This is a genomic window from Mycobacterium kiyosense (assembly GCA_021654635.1).
Classification (GTDB): domain Bacteria; phylum Actinomycetota; class Actinomycetes; order Mycobacteriales; family Mycobacteriaceae; genus Mycobacterium; species Mycobacterium kiyosense.
The window spans coordinates 4,082,323-4,101,938 of record AP025179.1; the positions used below are offsets into that span (position 1 = coordinate 4,082,323).

At 69.0% G+C, this 19,616-nt stretch carries 19 protein-coding genes and 3 pseudogenes; 6 read left to right on the forward strand and 16 right to left on the reverse strand.

Annotated elements, in window-relative coordinates; all coding sequences use genetic code 11:
* Nucleotides 1-3 precede the first annotated feature (3 nt).
* Nucleotides 4-801 carry a GAF and ANTAR domain-containing protein gene (locus tag L6444_RS19180; protein WP_370653105.1) on the forward strand — a complete coding sequence of 266 codons (798 nt, stop codon included), beginning with the start codon at nucleotides 4-6 and terminating at the stop codon, nucleotides 799-801.
* A 12-nt stretch (nucleotides 802-813) separates the two neighbouring features.
* Here the strand turns inward: L6444_RS19180 and L6444_RS19185 are convergent, their stop codons facing one another.
* From L6444_RS19185 to rplS, 4 genes and pseudogenes are all read right to left on the reverse strand, one after another.
* Complete coding sequence (locus L6444_RS19185; protein WP_012393608.1) at nucleotides 814-1,119, reverse strand: DUF2469 domain-containing protein; 306 nt, start codon at nucleotides 1,117-1,119, stop codon at nucleotides 814-816.
* Nucleotides 1,116-1,877 (reverse strand): ribonuclease HII, encoded by a 762-nt coding sequence (locus tag L6444_RS19190; protein ID WP_236976588.1) that lies wholly within the window; start codon nucleotides 1,875-1,877, stop codon nucleotides 1,116-1,118. The genes L6444_RS19185 and L6444_RS19190 overlap by 4 nt, the downstream gene beginning before the upstream one ends.
* Nucleotides 1,878-1,890: 13 nt before the next feature.
* Nucleotides 1,891-2,744: pseudogene (gene lepB / locus L6444_RS19195) on the reverse strand (signal peptidase I).
* An 81-nt stretch (nucleotides 2,745-2,825) separates the two neighbouring features.
* Nucleotides 2,826-3,167, reverse strand: coding sequence for a 50S ribosomal protein L19 (rplS, locus tag L6444_RS19200; protein ID WP_236976590.1), 342 nt, complete (start codon nucleotides 3,165-3,167; stop codon nucleotides 2,826-2,828).
* Nucleotides 3,168-3,485: 318 nt separating this feature from the next.
* On the opposite strand from rplS, the gene L6444_RS19205 reads away from it, so the two are divergent.
* Nucleotides 3,486-4,439 carry a serine hydrolase gene (locus tag L6444_RS19205; protein ID WP_236976592.1) on the forward strand — a complete coding sequence of 318 codons (954 nt, stop codon included), beginning with the start codon at nucleotides 3,486-3,488 and terminating at the stop codon, nucleotides 4,437-4,439.
* A gap of 4 nt (nucleotides 4,440-4,443) precedes the next feature.
* Here the strand turns inward: L6444_RS19205 and trmD are convergent, their stop codons facing one another.
* From trmD to L6444_RS19235, 6 genes are all read right to left on the reverse strand, one after another.
* On the reverse strand, nucleotides 4,444-5,130 hold the full coding sequence (trmD, locus tag L6444_RS19210; RefSeq protein ID WP_236976594.1) for a tRNA (guanosine(37)-N1)-methyltransferase TrmD: 687 nt from the start codon (nucleotides 5,128-5,130) through the stop codon (nucleotides 4,444-4,446).
* Between the two features lie 13 nt (nucleotides 5,131-5,143).
* Complete coding sequence (gene rimM, locus L6444_RS19215) at nucleotides 5,144-5,668, reverse strand: ribosome maturation factor RimM (RefSeq protein ID WP_236976596.1); 525 nt, start codon at nucleotides 5,666-5,668, stop codon at nucleotides 5,144-5,146.
* A 7-nt stretch (nucleotides 5,669-5,675) separates the two neighbouring features.
* Complete coding sequence (locus L6444_RS19220; protein ID WP_036354608.1) at nucleotides 5,676-5,918, reverse strand: RNA-binding protein; 243 nt, start codon at nucleotides 5,916-5,918, stop codon at nucleotides 5,676-5,678.
* Between the two features lie 8 nt (nucleotides 5,919-5,926).
* The gene (rpsP, locus tag L6444_RS19225) at nucleotides 5,927-6,424 is read right to left on the reverse strand and encodes a 30S ribosomal protein S16 (RefSeq protein ID WP_236976599.1); all 498 of its coding nucleotides are present in this window, start codon (nucleotides 6,422-6,424) and stop codon (nucleotides 5,927-5,929) included.
* 243 nt (nucleotides 6,425-6,667) lie between these two features.
* On the reverse strand, nucleotides 6,668-6,964 hold the full coding sequence (locus L6444_RS19230) for a CDGP domain-containing protein (protein WP_236976602.1): 297 nt from the start codon (nucleotides 6,962-6,964) through the stop codon (nucleotides 6,668-6,670).
* Nucleotides 6,965-6,996: 32 nt separating this feature from the next.
* Entirely contained in the window at nucleotides 6,997-7,416 is a 420-nt protein-coding gene (locus L6444_RS19235; RefSeq protein ID WP_236976603.1) for a nuclear transport factor 2 family protein, read from the reverse strand.
* A 71-nt stretch (nucleotides 7,417-7,487) separates the two neighbouring features.
* Between L6444_RS19235 and L6444_RS19240 the strand changes: the two genes are divergently transcribed.
* Complete coding sequence (locus tag L6444_RS19240; RefSeq protein ID WP_236976604.1) at nucleotides 7,488-8,363, forward strand: D-alanyl-D-alanine carboxypeptidase family protein; 876 nt, start codon at nucleotides 7,488-7,490, stop codon at nucleotides 8,361-8,363.
* Here L6444_RS19240 and L6444_RS19245 read toward each other — a convergent pair.
* The 4 genes and pseudogenes from L6444_RS19245 to ffh all read right to left on the reverse strand — a co-directional run bounded on the left by L6444_RS19245 (nucleotide 8,360) and on the right by ffh (nucleotide 13,462).
* Entirely contained in the window at nucleotides 8,360-8,959 is a 600-nt protein-coding gene (locus tag L6444_RS19245) for a TetR/AcrR family transcriptional regulator (RefSeq protein ID WP_236976605.1), read from the reverse strand. The genes L6444_RS19240 and L6444_RS19245 overlap by 4 nt on opposite strands.
* 1 nt (nucleotide 8,960) lies before the next feature.
* On the reverse strand, nucleotides 8,961-10,781 hold the full coding sequence (locus L6444_RS19250; RefSeq protein WP_238305683.1) for an N-acyl-D-amino-acid deacylase family protein: 1,821 nt from the start codon (nucleotides 10,779-10,781) through the stop codon (nucleotides 8,961-8,963).
* Between the two features lie 39 nt (nucleotides 10,782-10,820).
* Nucleotides 10,821-11,945 (reverse strand): metal-dependent hydrolase family protein, encoded by a 1,125-nt coding sequence (locus L6444_RS19255; protein ID WP_236984263.1) that lies wholly within the window; start codon nucleotides 11,943-11,945, stop codon nucleotides 10,821-10,823.
* Nucleotides 11,905-13,462, reverse strand: a pseudogene (ffh, locus tag L6444_RS19260) (signal recognition particle protein). The gene L6444_RS19255 and the pseudogene ffh overlap by 41 nt, the downstream one beginning before the upstream one ends.
* A 204-nt stretch (nucleotides 13,463-13,666) precedes the next feature.
* Here ffh and L6444_RS19265 point away from each other — a divergent pair.
* The 3 genes from L6444_RS19265 to L6444_RS19275 all read left to right on the forward strand — a co-directional run bounded on the left by L6444_RS19265 (nucleotide 13,667) and on the right by L6444_RS19275 (nucleotide 16,694).
* On the forward strand, nucleotides 13,667-14,068 hold the full coding sequence (locus L6444_RS19265; RefSeq protein WP_236976607.1) for a hypothetical protein: 402 nt from the start codon (nucleotides 13,667-13,669) through the stop codon (nucleotides 14,066-14,068).
* A gap of 28 nt (nucleotides 14,069-14,096) precedes the next feature.
* Nucleotides 14,097-14,873, forward strand: coding sequence for an alpha/beta hydrolase (locus L6444_RS19270; protein ID WP_236976608.1), 777 nt, complete (start codon nucleotides 14,097-14,099; stop codon nucleotides 14,871-14,873).
* Between the two features lie 90 nt (nucleotides 14,874-14,963).
* Entirely contained in the window at nucleotides 14,964-16,694 is a 1,731-nt protein-coding gene (locus L6444_RS19275; protein WP_236976610.1) for a DEAD/DEAH box helicase, read from the forward strand.
* Between the two features lie 94 nt (nucleotides 16,695-16,788).
* Here L6444_RS19275 and L6444_RS19280 read toward each other — a convergent pair.
* Both L6444_RS19280 and glnB read right to left on the reverse strand, forming a co-directional pair.
* A pseudogene (locus L6444_RS19280) lies at nucleotides 16,789-19,248 on the reverse strand ([protein-PII] uridylyltransferase); the annotation flags it as partial.
* A 28-nt stretch (nucleotides 19,249-19,276) separates the two neighbouring features.
* The gene (glnB, locus tag L6444_RS19285; protein ID WP_036354580.1) at nucleotides 19,277-19,615 is read right to left on the reverse strand and encodes a nitrogen regulatory protein P-II; all 339 of its coding nucleotides are present in this window, start codon (nucleotides 19,613-19,615) and stop codon (nucleotides 19,277-19,279) included.
* Nucleotide 19,616: the final 1 nt, after the last annotated feature.

Sequence of the window (19,616 nt, forward strand, 5' to 3'; positions counted from 1 at the left end):
GCGATGACGGCCGGACTAAGGTACGGCCAGAACGCAGCGCCGAAGGGAGGCAACGACGTGGCCAACGAACCCGAGAACCCGTCTCCGGGCCCACTCACCGCCGATCCGGCGACGGTGTTCGCCGCCCTGGCCGAGATCATCTACCAGGGCTCGGACGCCAACCAGATGTACGCCGCGATCTGTGTGGCCGCGACCCTGGTGGTCCCGGGGTGTGATCACGCCAGCCTGATGATCAAACGCGGTGACCGGTATGTCACCGTGGGTGCCAGCAGTAGCCTGGCCCACCGCGTCGACGAGCTGGAACGTCGCGCCGGCGACGGCCCGTGCATCGACGCAATCGAGGAAGAGACGCCCCAGATCGAATCCGACCTGCGCACCCCGACGCAGTGGCCGAAGTTCGCCGCCAAGCTGCTCGCCGACACCCCGGTGCGCGGGGCGATGGGGTTCCGGCTGCTGATCGACAAACGCAAGGGCGCCGCGCTGAACCTGTTCAGCGAGCAACCCAACGTGTTCGACTCCGAATCCGCAGGGCGGGCGGCGGTGCTGGCGTCCTTCGCCAGCGTGGCCATCAACGCGATCGCGCACGGCGAGGACGCATCCAGCCTGCGGCGGGGGCTGTTGAGCAACCGCGAGATCGGCAAAGCGGTCGGCATGCTGATGATGCTGCACGAGATGACCGAGGACGAGGCGTTCGATCTGCTGCGGCGCCACTCGCAGAGCCTCAACATCAAGCTCGCCGACGTGGCCCGCCGCGTCATCGACACCAGGGGCGTGCTGGAAACCTCCGAGGAGAGTTCCTAGCCGACGCGGCGGCTACTCGGGCAGCCGCAGTTCGGGCTTCTCCACTTCCTCGATGTTGACGTCCTTGAACGTCACCACCCGCACCTGCTTGACGAACCGGGCCGGACGGTACATGTCCCACACCCAGGCATCGGCCAGGCGCAGCTCGAAGTACACCTCGCCGTCGGCGTTGCGGGGCACCATCTCGACGCTGTTGGCCAGGTAGAACCGGCGCTCGGTTTCCACGACGTAGCTGAACTGACCGACGATGTCTTTGTATTCGCGGTACAGCGAGAGCTCCATCTCGGTTTCGTACTTCTCGAGATCCTCAGCGCTCATCTGCTCAGACGTCCTTCATCCTCGAACCTTTGCCCCATCTTTCCGCACTCGTAATCGACGCGCGCGCCCGGACCTCCGGACCCGACCAGCGTCCCGTTCGCCAGCCTCCGCACGTTGATGAACGAGTAGCGGTGCTGCGGGCACGGACCCAACTCGGCCAGGGCGCGGCTGTGTGCGGGCGTGCTGTATCCCTTGTGCTCGGCGAAGCCGTAGCCGGGATGCTCGGCGTCCATGGCGACCATCAACCGGTCCCGGCTGACCTTGGCCAGCACACTGGCCGCGGCGATACAGGCCGCCGCGGCGTCGCCACTGATCACCGGCAGGGACGGGACCGCCAGGCCGGGCACCCGGAATCCGTCGCTCAGCACATATCCGGGCCGCACCGACAGGCCGGCCACCGCGCGCCGCATGCCCTCGATGTTGGCCACGTGCACGCCACGGCGATCCACCTCGGTCGAGGAGATGAACACCACGTGGTAGGCCAGCGCGTAGCGACGGATCACCGGGAACAACTGTTCCCGCACCTTCTCCGTCAACTTCTTCGAATCATCAAGGGCGGCAAGGCTTTCCAACCGGCCCGGGCCGAGCACGCAGGCCGCCACCACCAGTGGCCCGGCGCACGCGCCGCGGCCCACCTCGTCCACCCCGGCCACCGGGCCCAGGCCGTTGCGGTACAGGGCGGACTCCAGCGTGCGCAGACCGGCGGACTTGCGGATCACCGTGCGCGGCGGCCAGGACCGGTTCGCAGCCCGGTTCATATCGAGGCCACGATCACTGACCCTGCTGGGGGTTCACCGAACCCACACCACCCCATCGCGACGGCGGCCACACGATGAACCGGGCCTTGCCGATGACGTTGGCGACCGGCACCGTCCCGGCCGTCGAGTCCCCCGTGCAGCGCATCGGGCAGTGCGCGCGGGAGTCCGCCGAGTGGGTCCGGTTGTCGCCCATCACCCACAGGCGTCCGGCCGGCACCGTGACGGGGCCGAACTCGTTGCCCAGGCAGGCCGGCGGGTAGGCGGTCTGGTCGACCTTGATGACGTTGGGGTCCAGGTAAGGCTCCTGCAACCGTTTGCCGTTGACCGTCAGCCCGGTGTCGGCCCGGCACTGCACGGTCTGTCCACCGACCGCAATAACGCGCTTGACCAGGTCGTTCTCGTCGGGAGGCACAAATCCCAGAAACGACAGCGCGTTCTGGATCCAGCGCACCACGGTGTTGTGCGAGCGGATCGACTTGTACCCGGTGTTCCACGACGGCGGCCCCCTTGAACACGACGACGTCACCGGGCTCGGGTGAGCTGAACCGGTAGGTCAGTTTGTCGACCAGAATGCGGTCGCCCACACAGGTGGGGCAGCCGTGCAGGGTGCTCTCCATCGACTCCGACGGGATCAGGTAGGGGCGCGCGACGTACGTCAGCATGACGTAGTAGATCCCGATCGCGATGACGGCCAGCCAGGCCAGTTCCCGCGTCGCCGAGCGCTTCTTGGCCTGCTCCGGCTCCGGTTTGGGATCCTCGGCCGGTGTGTCAGCGTCGCGGGCCGCAGTCGGCTCCGACTGAGCAGCCTCCGCAAGCAGAAACCTCCGCAGAAGAGTCTTCCGACGGAGAGTCTTCGGTGTCAGTCACGAGATCAGCGTAGCCAGCTCACGGGTTGCGTATGCGACACGGCCACGCGGGCCGCACGGCGCGCCCGCACCCGCTCCGGGATCAGCGCTTCTCCTTGATCTTGGCCTTCTTGCCACGGAGTTCACGCAGGTAGTAGAGCTTGGCGCGGCGCACATCGCCACGGGTCACCACCTCGATGTGGTCGATGTTCGGCGAGTGCACCGGGAAGGTCCGCTCGACGCCGACGCCGTAGCTCTCCTTGCGCACGGTGAACGTCTCGCGGACGCCACCACCGGACCGGCGGATCACCACACCCTTGAACACCTGGATGCGTTCCTTGGCGCCCTCGATAACCTTGACGTGCACGTTGATCGTGTCGCCCGGGTTGAAGGCGGGGATGTCGTCGCGCAGCGACGCCTGGTCGACGAAGTCCAGCCTGTTCATTGGAAAGACACTTCCTCAAGGTTCGCGGTCCGATAACCCCCGCACAGGACTGTGCGGCGGTCACCAAGCCGATGGGTACGGGCTCAAGAGTCGCATCTCGCAACAGGCGGCAGGCAGGAAGCCGGCCAACGACCGCTGGAGACAACCGCTCAATTGTGCCAGATGGTCCGCGTGCAGCGAAAATCACAGGAATCTGTGGTGGTTCACGCCCGCCCTAAACCGCCTGCAAGTGGTACATATGAACGGGGTTCGAACCGCCCCCGCACCCAACAGGCCGCGGCCTGCCCAGCGCCGAACCGGATGCCGGAAGGAGAGCCGATGCGAGCCCGACCGCTGACCATGCTCTCCGCGGTGGCCGCCGTGGCGATGGCGGTGGTCGCGGGTTGCGAGGCGACGGTGCACGCCAAGGCCACCAACCCCGCCGAGCAGCGGCCCGCCGAGCAGCAGCAACAGCCGCAGCCGCAGCTGGTCGAGTTGCTACTCCGGTCGATCACGCCGAACGGCGCCCCGATGCCCGTACCGACTCGGCAGGTCAGCAGCCTGGCCGGAGTGCAGGAGCGGGTCCAGCGGGCCACCGAGCAGGCCGCGGCGGCCGGCGCGACACTGGCGGTGGCCATCCTGGACCGCGCCACCCACCAACTGGTCTCCAACGGCAACAACCAGATCATCGCCACCGCATCGGTGGCGAAACTGTTCATCGCCGACGAACTGCTGCTGCGGGAGGCCGAGGGTCAGGCCGTGCTGTCCGCCGACGACCATCAGGCCCTCGACGTGATGCTGCAGTCGTCCGACGACGGCGCCGCCGAGCGATTCTGGGGTGAGGACGGCGGCGACGCGATCATCACGCGGGTCGCCGGCCGGTACGGGCTGACCTCGACCGCGCCCCCCAGCGACGGGCGGTGGTGGAACACCATCAGCTCAGCCGAAGACCTGATCCACTACTACGAGGGGCTGCTCGACGGATCGGGTGGTCTTCCCCGCGATCGTTCCCGCCTGATCGTCGACGACCTGGCGCAGTCCACCCCCACCGGGATCGACGGCTACCCGCAGCGGTTCGGCATCCCCGAGGGGCTCTACGCCGAACCCGTTGCGGTCAAACAGGGTTGGATGTGCTGCATCGGGGCTGACTGGATGCACCTGTCCACCGGCGTGATCGGCGCCGACCGCCGCTACATCATGGTCATCGAGTCGCTGCAGCCCTCCGACGACGCGACCGCGCGCGAGACCATCACCCAGGCCGTGCGGACCATCTTCCCCACCGGCCGCATCTGAGCTGTTACTGCAGCAGCTCCGGGCGGCGTTCCCGGGTGCGCTGCAGCGACACCTCGCGGCGCCACGCAGCGATCTTCGCGTGGTCACCCGACAACAGGACCTGCGGGACGTCCAGGCCACGCCAGCTCGCCGGCCGCGTGTAACTCGGCCCCTCCAGCAATCCGTCCAGGGCCGGTGAATGCGAATCATGTTGGTGTGACGCGGGATTGCCCAGCACACCGGTCAGCAGCCGCAACACCGCCTCGATCATCACCACCGCCGCGGACTCGCCGCCGGGCAACACGTAGTCGCCGATCGACACCTCCTCGACGCGCATCCGGCGCGCCGAGTCCTCGATCACCCGCTGGTCGATGCCCTCGTAGCGGCCGCAGGCGAACACCAGGTGACCTTCGGCGCTCCAGCGTCGCGCGGTGGCCTGGTCGAACAGCCGGCCCGCCGGCGTCGGAACCACCAATAATGTTTTGGCCGAACAGATCTCGTCGAGCGCGTCGCCCCACACCGGTGCCCGCATCACCATGCCCGGACCGCCCCCGTAGGGCGTGTCGTCCACCGAGTGGTGCACGTCGTGCGTCCACCGCCGCAGGTCGTGCACCTGCAAATCGACCAGACCGGAGGCAATCGCCTTGCCCGGCAACGATTGTCGCAACGGATCCAGAAAAGCCGGGAAGATCGTGATCACGTCTATCTTCATGGGCTGCGCACGGCTAACCGTCCAGATCCAACAGACCGTCGGGTGGCTCGATCAGCAGGGTGCCGTCGTCCAGCGACACCGAGGTGACGATTGCGCCGACGAACGGCACCAGTACCTCGCCGGAGTCGCCCTTGACGGCCAGCAACTCCCCGCCCGGAGTGTGCAGCACCTCGGTGACGACGCCGACCTGCCGGCCCGCCGTGGTCGATACCCTAAGTCCTTCCAACTGGTGGTCGTAATAGGTGTCCGGCTCGTCGATCGGGGGCAGCTCGTCGGAGTCGATCACGAACAGGGCGCCGCGCAGTGCGTCGGCGCCGTCCCGGTCGGTCACGCCGGTCAGCCGGACCAGCAGCCGGGCGCCGTGCGGGCGGACGCCCTCGACAACGTAGCTGCGCGCCGGGCTCCCGTCGCGCGGCTTGCGCGCGCGCAACGTGGCGCCCGGCGCGAACCGGGCGTCGGGGTCGTCGGTGCGGATGTCGACGACGAGTTCGCCGGCGATGCCGTGGGCCTTGGCCACCCGCCCGACGATCAGCTCCATGCGAGCGTTACTGGTCGGTGTCCACCACGTCGACGCGGATACCGCGGCCGCCGATGCCGGCGACCAGGGTGCGCAGCGCGGTGGCGGTGCGTCCCCCGCGACCGATGACCTTGCCCAGGTCGTCGGGGTGCACGTGTACCTCGACGGTCCGGCCGCGGCGGCTGGTCACCAGGTCGACCCGCACGTCGTCGGGATTGTCGACGATGCCCCGGACCAAGTGCTCGACGGCGTCGACCACAACGGTGCTCATGGTGCCCGTCAGCTTTCGGTCGACTCGGCGCCGCTTGCGGCGGCCTCGGCAGCGGGCTCAGCGGCCTGGGTGGCCTCGGCGGCGGCCTCTTCGGAGTCGCCCTTGGCCGCCTTCTTCGGTGCCGCCTTCTTCTTCGGCTTGGTGGCCTCGGTGGTGGGGCCGCCGTCGGCGGCAGCCAGCGCGGCGTTGAACAGTTCGAGCTTGCTGGGCTTGGCCGGCTTGACCTTCAGGCGGCCCTCGGCGCCGGGCAGGCCCTTGAATTTCTGCCAGTCGCCGGTGATCTTGAGCAGCTTGAGGACGGGCTCGGTGGGCTGGGCGCCCACCGACAGCCAGTACTGCGCGCGCTCGGAGTCGATCTCGATCAGGCTCGGGTCTTCCTTGGGGTGGTAGCGGCCGATGACCTCGATGGAGCGGCCGTCGCGGCGGGTGCGCGCGTCGGCGACGGCGATGCGGTACTGGGGATTGCGGATTTTGCCAAGCCGGGTGAGCTTGATCTTGACAGCCATAGTGGAACTCCTGTGTGTGTCACGCTGCAATTCAGCGACCGGGGCGGGATGCCCGGGTCCGGTTTTGCCTCGCGTGTGTGACCGACGGGCGATCGTGATCGCGGGCCGGACAGCGGCCCATTGTGCCAGATCGAGGCCCGGCGAACGAAATTCGCCCTTACGCCACAGGCCTCGAAATGGCGGTTGTGGGGGCGTTTTACCGTACATATGGGGCCGCTCGCGAGGGGAAAAGCCACCCGGCGCTCAGTCGTCGATATGTGCCGGCGGGTCGGCGAACGCGGGATCGCCCGGGCGCTGATCCGGACCCATCACGTCGCAGTGCTGATCGGGCATCACATAGGAACTGGCCCCGTTGGGCACCCACTTGGCGAAGGCCACGCAACGTTGCCAGGTGCCATCGGGCTGAACAGGCCCGTCGCACTTGCCGAGGATGCCGGGTCCGCCGTACACGCAGCCGGCGTGCGCCGGCGGTGCCACGGCGATGAGCCCGCCGGCCATCAGCACGGCAGCCGCGGCCGCCCCGGCGATGCGGTGCTTCATGAGCGTCCACGCTACCGCCGGTCGCCGCTGGTCTACATGACTTTCTGGAAGGTCTTGGTCTCCACCCGGCGGGTCATCCGCCAGCCGGCCGCGGTACGCACGAACTCGTCGTCGTACCAGAGCCCGCAGAACAGGATCTGTTCCTTGTCGCCGCCGAGCACCATCGGGTTGAAGCAGATCACCCGCGAGGATGCCGTGTCGCCGTCGACGCGGACCGAGAAGTTGCCCAGCATGTGCGCGTACACCGGGAAGTTCGGCAGCACCTCCGACAGCCACTTCTTGACGTCGGGATACTGACCGGCGATGCCGCCCAGCGCCGTGTAGTCGATGAAGGCGTCCGGGGTGAAGATCTGGTCCAGGTCATCGAACCGGCGCTGGTCGATCGCGGTCGAATAGTCGACGAGCAGCTGCTGGATCTCGAGGCGGTCGGAAATCTCTGCCAGGCTCAACATGCCTCGATTCAACACCGCAGCGGTATCGCGGAATAGCCGACCCGCAGGCTGCGGCGTTAAACTCTGCGCCCATGCGAAAGCTCATCGCCGCAGCCGCCGCGCTGCTCACGATCCCGCTGGTCGCGGCGCCCGGCGCGGCAGCCGACACCGATGTGCAGCAGGCGGCGGGATCGGTGCCGGTCCCGGACGGCCCGGCGCAGACCTGGATCGTCGCCGACATGGACACCGGACAGGTGCTGGCCGGCCGTGACCAGAACGTCGCGCATCCGCCCGCGAGCACCATCAAGGTGTTGCTGGCGCTGGTGGTGCTCGACGAGCTGGACCTGAATTCCTCGGTGGTCGCCGACGCCGCCGACACCGCCGTCGAATGTAACTGCGTCGGGGTCAAGGCGGGCCGCAGCTACACCGCGCGCCAACTGCTGGACGGCCTGCTGCTGGTGTCGGGCAACGACGCCGCCAACACCCTGGCCCACATGCTGGGCGGCCAGGGCGCCGCGGTGAGCAAGATGAACGCCAAGGCCGCCTCGCTGGGCGCGAACAACACCCACGCGTCGACCCCGTCCGGACTGGACGGGCCCGACGGCCCCGGTGCGTCGACGGCGCACGACCTTGCGGTCATCTTCCGCGCGGCGATGGCCAACCCGACGTTCGCCCACATCACCGCCGAGCCGTCGGCGATGTTTCCCGGCGACAACGGCGATCAACCGATCCTCAACCAGGACGAGTTGCTGTCCCGCTATCCGGGTGCGATCGGCGGCAAGACCGGCTTCACCGACGCCGCCCGCAAGACGTTCGTGGGAGCGGCTGCCCGAGGCGGCCGGCGGCTGGTGATCTCGATGATGTACGGCCTGGTCAGGGCGGGTGGCCCGACGTACTGGGACCAGGCGGGCAACTTGTTCGACTGGGGTTTCGCGCAGGGTTCGCAGCCGGGTATCGGCTCGCTCTAGGAATCGCGCGGCCACGCCGCGCCCAGCAATCCGGCCAGCACCGGAATGCGCCGCTCGGCGATCTCGGGCTGCGGCAGTACGCCTTCCACCACGGCGGCACCGTCGAAGACATTGGTCAGCAACGCCACCACGACCGGGAATGTGTCGTCGGGGAACGAATCCGCCCCGGGCATCTCCCGCGCGGCGTCGTACATCTTCGACCGGTATTGCCAAAGCTCGTGTTGCAGAGTGACTTTCAGCTTCTCATCGGTACGGGCGGCGATCAGCAGCTCGTAGAGCACGGCGTTGGCCGGGCCGGCGGTGATGTCCCGCAGAATCGTCAGCGCCGACTGCAGCGCGGGCCGGTCGGCGGGTATCTCGGCGACCTGCTTGGTGAACGTCTCGATCTGACGGCGCAACACCTCGGACGCGGTGGCGGCCATGAAGTCGCCCATGGTGTCGAAGTGGCGGAACAGCGCGCCCACCGACACCCCGGCGCGCTTGGTGATCACCGCCGCCGAAGCCCGCGCGTAGCCGACCTCGACGATGGTGTCGATGCAGGCCTGCAGGAGCCGCCCGACAGTCTCCTCGCGGCGCTGCTGCTGGGTCCTGGCCATCTCAGGCCGGCACGCTCACGGCGTGCCGGGCACCCGCGCGCAGGTAACGGCCGGACTTCACGGTCGAACCGTAGCCGTCGCGGAACTCGCCGCCGCGGAAGACCACGACACCGCCCACCCCGGTGGCGACCACCGTGGCGTCGTTGCGGTTGACCATGCGGCGCAGCCCGCCGTAGAAGGGCACCGCGGCTTCGTTGTAGCTGTCCACCGAGTCGTCTAGGTGCGCGGGGTCGATCACCACGAAGTCTGCCCGGTCACCCTCGCGCAGCGTGCCGGCGTCGATGCCGAACCACTCGGCCACCTCGGCGGTCAGCCGGTAGATCGCCCGCTGCACGCTCAGGAACGGGGCGCCTGCCCGTTCAGCGTCCCGGGTCCGCTTGAGCAGTCGCAGAGCGAAGTTGTAGAAGGCCATATTGCGCAGGTGCGCCCCGGCGTCGGAGAAGCCCATGTGCACGCTCGGGTCGGCGGCCAGTTTGTCCAGCAGCTTGGGCCGGTGGTTGGCGACGGTGGTGGTCCAGCGCACGTTGCGCTCGCCGTTCTCGACCAGGATGTCCAGGAACGCGTCCAGCGGGTGCAGCCCACGCTCGTCGGCGATGGCACCAAAGCTCTTGCCTACCAACGACTTATCCGGGCACTCCACGATAACCGCGTCGTGGAAATCGCGGTGCCACAAAGACGGGCCGAGCTTCTTGCGGTCGAATTGGCGCCGGAAGCGGCGGCGGTACGCCTCGTCGGCCAGCAGTTCGTTGCGCTGCAGCTGGTCACGCAGGTGCAGGGCCGCCGTGCCCGCACCGAACTCCTCGAACACCGGCAGATCGATTCCGTCGGAATACAACTCGAACGGAACCGGCAGGTGCTGGAACCGCACACTGGATGCGAGCACCTTGTTCAGCAGGCGGGTGCCGCGCCCGAACACGTGTACTGCCAACGGCATCGACTTGGCGTCCGCCGATACCAGCATGCTCATTCGAACACCCTTGCGGCGGTTCAGGATTCGACTACTGGTGAGGAAGAACATGAGGGGGGACAGCGGGCTGTTGACGTTGGGGGCGCTCTGCAGGATCCGGCCACGCTTGCGCAGCACCTCGATCAGCCGCCGGCGTTCGCGCCAGGTCGCGAAGGTCGACGGCAGCGCGCGCGAGCGGAAGCGCTCCCCGTCGAGCTTGTCGATCGGCGCGTCCATGCCGGACATGCCCAGCATTCCGGCTTCCAGTGCGTCGTCGAGTAGTCGCGCCATCTTTTCCAGCTCGGCGTCGCTGGGACGCACCGCGGCGTCGGTGGCGCGGTCGAGGCCCAGCACCGCGGTGCGCAGGTCCGAATGACCAAGCATCGAGCTGATATTCGGGCCGAGTGGCAGTGCGTCGATGGCCTCGATGTACTCCTGCGGTGTGGACCAGGTGCGGTTGTCTTCGAGTGCGCCGAGCACGAAGTTGCGCGGCACCGCCTCGACCCGGCTGAACAGGTCGGCGGCGTCCTGCGAGTCGGCGTAGACCGTCGACAGCGAGCAGTTGCCCAGCAGCAGCGTGGTGACGCCGTGCCGAACCGACTCGCGCAACCCCGGGTCGAGCAGGATCTCGGCGTCGTAGTGGGTGTGCACGTCGATGAAGCCGGGCGCGATCCACTTGCCGGCCGCGTCGATGACCTCGGGGCAGCCGGTCTCATCGAGCGGGCTGGCCGAGACGGTGGCCACCACCCCGTCCCGGATGCCCAGGGTGCGGGTCTGCGGTTGGGCGCCGGTGCCGTCGAACCACAGTCCGTCGCGGATGATCACGTCGTAGGTCACAGGTCCTCCAGGGTCGCGGGCTGACCGTGAACCTAACATAGATAGCGATCACTCGCAATCTTTCATCTGGCCCGGAGGTCAGCCGGGTCGGAACACCCTCCCGCGCAAAATCACCAGGTCGGGACGGTTCAGCACCGCCGGTCCGCGCCGCGGGTCCTCGGCGTAGCACAACAGGTCAGCCGACGCCCCATGGTCCAGACCCGGCCGGCCCAGCCACCGCCTGGCGTCCCAGCACGCCGCGCCCAGCGCTTCGTCGCCGGTCATGCCAATGCCCTTGAGGGCTTCGACCTCGTCGGCGATCCGCCCATGCGCGATCATGCCGCCGGCATCCGTGCCGGCGTACACCGGCACCCCGGCCTCATGCGCCGCCGCCACCCGCGGATAGGCGCGCTCGTACAGGTCGCGCATGTGCGCCGCGTAGGTCGGGTAACGCGTCGCCGCGTCGGCGATGCCCGGGAAGTTCTCCACGTTGATCAGCGTGGGCACCAGCGCGGTGCCGTGCTCGACCATGAGTGCGATGGTGTCGTCGGTCAGCCCGGTGCCGTGCTCGATGCAGTCGATGCCCGCCTTGATCAGGCCGGGCAGCGCGTCCTCGCCGAAGACGTGGGCGGTGACCCGGGCACCGTTGGCGTGCGCGGCGTCGATGGCGGCCTTGAGGACGTCGTCGGACCACAGCGGCGCGAGATCGCCTATCCCCCGATCGATCCAGTCGCCGACCAGCTTGACCCAGCCGTCGCCGCGGCGAGCCTGCTCGGCCACCGCATCCGGAAGTTGCGACTCGTCCTCGAGGTCCGCGGCCAACCCGGGGATGTAGCGCTTGGGCCTGGCCAGGTGCCGTCCGGCGCGGATGATCCGGGGCAGGTCCGCATGGTGGTCGAGGCTACGGGTGTCGATCGGCGAGCCGCAGTCCCGCAGCAGCAGCGCGCCGGCCTCCCGTTCGGCCTCGGCCTGGGCGATCGCCTCGTCGAGTTCGACGCCGCCGTCCTTACCGAGCCCGACGTGACAGTGCGCGTCGACCAGCCCGGGCAGAATCCAGCCCGTGTCGAAGACGGTGTCGGCGCCCGCCACCGGTTCGGTGCTGAGGCGGCCATCGACGATCCACAGGTCGGTGGCGACCTCACCGGGCAGGCTCAGCCCGCGCACGTGCAAACGCACGGCGCGGCTATTTCTGCCCGGGGAACTTGAGCTTGGACAGGTCGAAATCGGCCAGGCCGGGCGGCAATTCGTTGAGGCCCTCCGGCATCTGGGACAGATCCGGGAAGCCCGCCGGCATGCCCGGCATCCCGGCGCCGAACGGACTCCTGACCTTCGGCGGCGTCGGGCCGCGCGCCCCCTTCTTGCCCTTCTTTCCCTTGGCGCTCTTGGACTTCCGCGTCGCCGACTTGCGGCCCATCCCGGGGATGCCCATGCCGCCGAGCATCGACGACATCATCTTGCGGGCCTCGAAGAAGCGGTCCACCAGCTGGTTGACCTCGGAGACGGTGACGCCGGAGCCGTTGGCGATGCGCAACCGGCGGGAGGCGTTGATGATCTTCGGGTCGGCGCGCTCCTGCGGGGTCATGCCGCGGATGATGGCCTGGATCCGGTCCAGCGACTTGTCGTCGACCTCGGCCAGCGCGTCCTTCATCTGCGCGCCACCGGGCAGCATGCCCAGCAGGTTGCCGATCGGGCCCATCTTGCGCACCGCGAGCATCTGCTCGAGGAAGTCCTCCAGGGGTGAGCTCGCCGGCCCCGATCTTGGCGGCGGCCGCCTCGGCCTGCTGGGCGTCGAAGACCTGCTCGGCCTGTTCGATCAGGCTCAGCACGTCGCCCATGCCCAAAATGCGGCTGGCCATCCGGTCCGGGTGGAAGACGTCGAAGTCTTCGAACTTCTCCCCGGTGGAGGCGAAAAGGATTGGCACACCGGTGACTTCACGCACCGACAGCGCGGCGCCACCGCGGGCGTCGCCGTCCAGCTTGGTCAGTACCACGCCGGTGAAGCCGACGCCGTCGCCGAACGCCTGGGCGGTGGCGACCGCGTCCTGGCCGATCATCGCGTCCAGGACGAACAGCACTTCGTCGGGGTCGACGGCGTCGCGGATGGCGGCGGCCTGCGCCATCAGCTCCTCGTCGATGCCCAGGCGCCCCGCGGTGTCGACGATGACGAAGTCGAAGTGCTTGGCCTTGGCCTCGGCGATGCCGGCGGCCGCGACGGCGACCGGGTCGCCCGGGCCGGACTCTGGTGAGGCGCCGGGGTGCGGCGCGAACACCGGTACTCCGGCGCGCTGCCCAACGACCTGCAGCTGGTTGACCGCGGCCGGCCGCTGCAGGTCACAGGCCACCAGCAGCGGCGTGTGCCCCTGGTTCTTGAGCCGGTAGGCGAGCTTGCCGGCCAGCGTCGTCTTGCCGGAGCCCTGTAGGCCGGCGAGCATGATCACCGTCGGCGGGTTCTTGGCGTAGTGCAGCTCGCGGGTCTGCCCGCCGAGGATGCCGATCAGCTCCTCGTTGACGATCTTGACCACCTGCTGCGCGGGGTTTAGCGCGCCGGACACCTCGTGACCGCGGGCGCGTTCCTTGATACGGGCGACGAACGCCCGCACCACGGGCAGCGAGACGTCGGCTTCCAGCAGCGCGAGCCGGATTTCGCGGGTGGTGGCCTCGATATCGGCGTCGGTGAGGCGGCCCTTGCCGCGCAGCCCCGCCAGGGCACCGGTCAACCGGTCGGACAGCGATTCAAACACGTGGGCCAGCCTAATGGCTGCCGTGGGTCCGGCGCCGCCGGGCGCGATCTGCCGTCGCGAACTCGCAGCACCCAGCGCCGGCCGGGTTACACGGTTTTACGGCCGCGATCGTCCGCGACAGCCCAGCGCCCCGGTTGCAGATTCCCGGCATTGCGCGCCGCTGTTTCGTCACCGCCAGCAAGCAGCCGGATTTATCATTCGCAGATGCCGGACACGTCCGGGGTCGACCTGCACGCGCGGCCTCGCTGGATGCGGACGGGGTACCGGTACTTCCCGTATGCGGCGCGACAATCTGGGCAGTGGTGGGTGCTGCGAGTCAACTACGACTTTCCCGCACACGACCTCTACACGCTGTTCATCGACGGGACCGCCGTCGGCGACGTCACCGGCGATCCCGACCATCCGGCCCCGTTGATCGCCGGCATCGGCTCGCTGAAGTGGGCCGACAGGCTCGCCGACGAGCCGGCGCTCGATCCCGCCACCGCAGCAGCCGTCGTCGGCACCGTCGCGCAGTACGCCGATTACGGCAGCGAGCGCGGCGATCCCTGCATCTTCTGCGACGGCAACGACGGACTGGAAAAGAACGACGGACCGGCAAGCGATTGATAAAGGGAAGGGAAACGGACGCACCCTGATGCTGGAGATGATCGAGAAAGGCTCCCCGGACGCCCAGCCGCTGCTGTTCGTGCACGGCGGCTGGCACGGCGCGTGGTGCTGGGAGAATTTTCTGAACTACTTCGCCGATGCGGGCTACCGGGCCGTGGCGATGAGCTTGCGCGGACACGGCGCCAGCGCCACCGCCAAGCCACTGAACCGCTGCTCGATGGCCGACTACATCGACGACGTCGGGACGGCCGTGGACATCCTCGGTGGCCAGCCGGTACTGATCGGGCACTCCCTGGGCGGTTTCACCGTGCAGCGCTACCTGGAGACCCATCGCGCGCCGGGGGCGGTGCTGGTGGGGTCGGTGCCGCCGAAGGGCTATCTGCGGCTGGCCACGCGCGTCTGGCGCAAGCACCCGCTGATCGCGATCCGGGGCTTCACCGGTGGCACACTGCTGGAATTCGTCGACACCCCGCAACTGGCGCGCGACTACCTGTTCTGTGCCCAGACGCCAGCGGCGATCGTCGAATCGTGCCGATCGCAAGCCGGACCCGAGAGCCTGCGCGCGGCGGCCGTCGACCCGATGATTCGTGGCGTCAAGACCAAGCTGATTACGACGCCGATGCTGGTGCTCGGCGCCGAGCACGACGGCTTCGTCAGCACCGGGGACGTCCGGGCCACCGCGCGCGCCTACCGGACCGAGCCGGAATTCTTCGACATGGGCCACAACATGATGCTCGAACCCGGGTGGCCCGACGTCGCCGCACGTATCCGGTCTTGGCTCGAATCTCGCGACGCGCCGCGCTAAGCTGACCTCGCGAGCGCGCCCGAAAAGCGTTGCCATGCTATGTTTTACAGCCCAGCACCGACCACGCATGGTGCCTCAGCTCAGCCAGTTATGGGGGAACTGTTGTCGTTGCAGCCGGTCGGGCACTTCCCCGCTGACACGACGCGAGCATTGCGCGGCTGGCAGCGTCGCGCGTTGGTCAAGTACCTGGGCACCGAGCCACGCGACTTCCTGGCCGTCGCCACCCCCGGGTCGGGCAAGACGGCGTTCGCACTGCGCATCGCCGGTGAGCTGATCGCCCATCGGGCCGTCGAGCAACTCACCGTCGTCGTCCCCACCGAGCACCTGAAGATCCAGTGGGCGCAGGCCGCGTCCCGGCAGGGGCTGTCGCTGGACCCGAAGTTCTCCAACTCCAACCCGCAGACCTCGCCGGAGTTCCACGGGGTGGTCGTCACCTACGCGCAGGTGGCCGCGCACCCGACACTGCACCGGGTGCGCACCGAGCAGCGCAAGACGCTGGTCGTCTTCGACGAGATCCACCACGGCGGGGACGCCAAGACCTGGGGTGACGCCATCCGCGAGGCGTTCAGCGACGCCACCCGCCGGCTTGCGCTGACCGGCACGCCGTTCCGCAGCGACGACTGCCCCATTCCCTACGTCGAGTACGAGCCCGACGCCGAGGGCGTGCTGCGCTCGCGGGCCGACCATACCTACGGCTACGCCGAGGCGCTGGCCGACGGCGTGGTCCGCCCTGTGGTGTTCATGGCCTATTCCGGGCAGGCGCGGTGGCGGGACAGCGCGGGCGAAGAGCACGAGGCCCGGCTGGGTGAGCCGCTGTCGGCCGAGCAGACGGCCCGGGCGTGGCGCACCGCGCTGGATCCGGCCGGCGAGTGGATGCCGGCGGTCATCACCGCGGCCGATCGCCGGTTGCGCCAGCTGCGCGAGCACGTCCCGGACGCGGGCGGCATGATCATCGCCTCCGACCAGACCGCGGCCCGCGCCTACGCCGCGCTGCTGAAAAAGCTGACCGGTGAAGACCCGACCGTGGTGCTGTCCGACGACCCGAAATCGTCGGCCCGCATCAGCGAGTTCTCCGCCGGCACCAGCCGGTGGCTGGTCGCGGTGCGCATGGTCTCCGAGGGGGTGGACGTGCCGCGGCTCTCGGTCGGCATCTACGCCACCAGCGCGTCGACCCCGTTGTTCTTCGCCCAGGCCATCGGGCGGTTCGTGCGCTCCCGCCGGCCCGGGGAGACGGCCAGCATCTTCCTGCCGTCGGTGCCCAATCTGTTGCAGTTGGCCAGCGAGCTGGAGGCCCAGCGCGACCACGTGCTGGGCAAACCGCACCGCGAATCGCTCGAGGATCCGCTGCTCGACGATCCGGCCGTCAAGGAGCAGAACGAGCCGGGCGAACCCGACAAGGGTTTCGTCTCACTGGGCGCCGATGCCGAGCTGGATCAGGTCATCTTCGACGGTTCGTCGTTCGGCACCGCCACCCCCGCCGGCAGCGACGAAGAGGCCGACTACCTGGGCATCCCCGGATTGCTCGACGCCGAACAGATGCGGGCGCTGCTGCACCGCCGCCAGGACGAGCAGCTGCAGAAGCGAGCCGCGACCGGGCAGGGAGCGGCCGTGCCGATCACCACCCACGGGCAGCTGCGCGAGCTGCGCCGCGAGCTCAACGCGCTGGTGTCGATCGCGCATCACCGCACCGGCAAGCCGCACGGCTGGATCCACAACGAGCTGCGCCGCCGCTGCGGCGGCCCGCCGATCGCGGCCGCGACGCGAGATCAGCTCAAGGAGCGCATCGACGCGGTGCGGCGGCTCAACGCCGAGCAGTCCTGACCCCGCCCGACCGCGCCCCCAGTGTGAAACTGCCGACGCTCCACCGGGGCGTGTCCCGTCGTGAAGTCCACAGTCGGGGCGGGGCAAAGAGGGCCCCCACCGGCTCGTCGACCATCACCACAGCCGGGGCGCCCAACACCTCCAGCAGGTTCCTCTCCACCGCGGCGCGCGCATTGACCTCGGGCGGGACCGTCACGCAGAACACGTCGGCCGCCGTCGAGCCGAAGGTGTTGACCTTCGCCCAGACGATGTCGGTGTGCGCCCGCTCCAGCGCCCCGGTCAACAGTGCGAGCAGGCCCACCCGGTCCATCGCGCGCACTTCCAGGATCAGTTGGCCCGGGGTGTCGGTGTCCAGCCACAGGATGCGCGGCGGCGCCGTCGAGCGCGTCACCGGCACCCCGACCTGTACTTCACCGGCGCGGGCGGTCGCCGAACTGGTGGCCTCGACATCGCGTTTCTCCACCGCCGAGAGCACGTCGACGTCACCGCGCAGGGCACCCACAAAGGCTTGCCGCAACAGGTCTGCCGCCGGCGGCGAGCCGAACAGCGGCGACACCACGAACTCGGTGATCGCGACGCCTTCGTGCACATTGACCGACGCCGAATGCACGCGCAGCGAGTTCAGCGCCAGTACCGCAGCGGCCTTGGAGACCAGTCCGCGCTCGTCCGGCGCGACCATCACCGCGTGCAGGCGCTCGCCGTCCCCCGCGTTGATCTCGACATGCACGCCTCGCTGCGCCGCGAGCGAAAGGTATTGCGGCGCAGTCGGTTCGGCTTGCGGCAGCGGTTCGCCGGCCATCTCCAGCCGGCAGCGTCGCACCAGATCGGCGACCAGGGAGGCCTTCCAGTCGCTCCACACCCCGGGCCCGGTGGCCTTCGAGTCGGCCTCGGACAGGGCGTGCATCAGCTCGAGCAGTTGCGGATCCCCGCCCAGCGCCTCGGAGACGGCCGTGATGGTCTTGGGATCGTTCAGGTCGCTACGGGTAGCGGTGATGGGCAGCAGCAGGTGGTGCCGGACCATCTGGGACAAGGTGTTGATGTCGGCGGGCGGCAGGCCCAGCCGCTCGCCGATCGGGACCACCAAATCGGCGCCGAGCACACAGTGGTCCACGCCCCTGCCCTTGCCGATGTCGTGCAGCAGCGCGCCGAGCGCCAGCAGGTCCGGGCGGGCCACGTTGGTGGTCAGCGGCGCGGCATTGACCGCGCACTCCACCACGTGGCGGTCCACCGTCCACTTGTGCGACACGTCGCGCGGCGGCAGGTCCCGGATCGAATCCCACTCCGGGAGCAGCTGGCCCCACAACCCGGTGCGGTCGAGGGCTTCGATGGTCTGTAGGGCGGTGGGTCCGGCCAGCAGCACCACCAGCAGGTCGTCCAGCGCCTCGCGCGGCCACGGCGTCGGCAACGGGGGCGCGGTGTCGGCCAGCCGGCTCAGCGTCGCCGCGCCGATCGGCACGCCGGTGTCGGCCGAGGCCGCCGCCACCCGCAGCACCAGGCCGGGGTCGTGTTCGGGCTGGGCTTCGCGGGCCAGCACGATCTCACCGGCGTACTCGACCACACCCTCGTCCAGCGGTCGCCGCTTGGGCCGGCGCACCAGCGCGGCCAGCCCCCGCTTCGGCAGGGCGTTGGCGGCGGTGCGCAGGCCGGTGACAGCGTGGTAGGCGATGGTGCGGCCGGCGCTGGACAGCATGCGGGCCAGGTCGAAACGGTCGCCGACGCCCAGCGCGGCGCTGATCTCGTCGGCGAATTGCGCCAGCACCTGGTCGCGGCCGCGGCGCGACACCACATGCAGCTCGGTGCGCACGTCGAGCAGGGTCAGATAGGCGTCGTCCAGCGACCCGGCCGGGTTGTCGGCCCGCGACATGCTGTGTCTGTCGATGAGCTGGGCCAGCGCCAGCGCGTTGATCATCTGGACGTCGCGCAGGCCGCCGCGACCCGACTTCAGGTCCGGCTCGGCGCGATGCGCGATGCGGCCCAGGCGCAGCCAGCGGGCGTGCGTCATCTCCACGAGTTCGTCCATGCGGGAACGGATTCCGGTGCGCCACTGCCGTCGCACGCCGTCGATCAGTTCGGCCGACAACCGCTCCTCGCCGGCGATGTGGCGGGCCTCCAGCATGCCCAGGGCGGCCGTCATGTCGGCATTGGCGGTGCTCAGCGCCTCGCTGACGGTCCGCACGCTGTGGTCGAGCCGGACGTTGGCGTCCCACAGCGGGTACCAGAGCTTGTCAGCAACCGGGCCCAGCACGTCGGCAGGTTTGCCGTCGTGCAGCAACACCAGGTCCAGGTCCGAATACGGCAGCAGTTCACGCCGGCCCAGGCCGCCGACACCCACCAGCGCAAAGCCGCTGTCGCCGGTGATACCGATCTCGGCGGCTTTGCGGGTCAGCCAGGTTTCGTGCAGGTCCAGCACCGCTTTGCGCAGCTCGGCGGGCGCCATGCCGGTGAGGTCGCCAGACAGCAGTTCGCGCCGCGCGGCAGCCAGATCGACTGCCGCGACGGCGCTTCCTGCTTGCGTTACTTCCGATTCCGAGGTTCCCGGCGGGTCGGGTGTCACACCCGCCCGGCCCGTCTTGGCTGCATCGTCACAACGCGTCGGGACCGCGTTCGCCGGTGCGGACCCGCACGATGGTGTCCACCGGGCTGACCCAGACCTTGCCGTCGCCGATCTTGCCGGTCCGTGCGGCCCGGACGATGCTGTCCACGACCTTGTCGACGATGGAGTCGTCGACGACGACCTCGATCCGGACCTTCGGCACGAAGTCGACCGAGTACTCCGCACCCCGGTAGACCTCGGTGTGGCCCTTCTGTCGCCCGTAGCCCTGGATCTCGCTGACCGTCATGCCCAGGACACCGGCGTCCTCCAGGCTGGTCTTGACGTCGTCGAGGGTGAACGGCTTGACGATCGCGGTGATCAGCTTCATT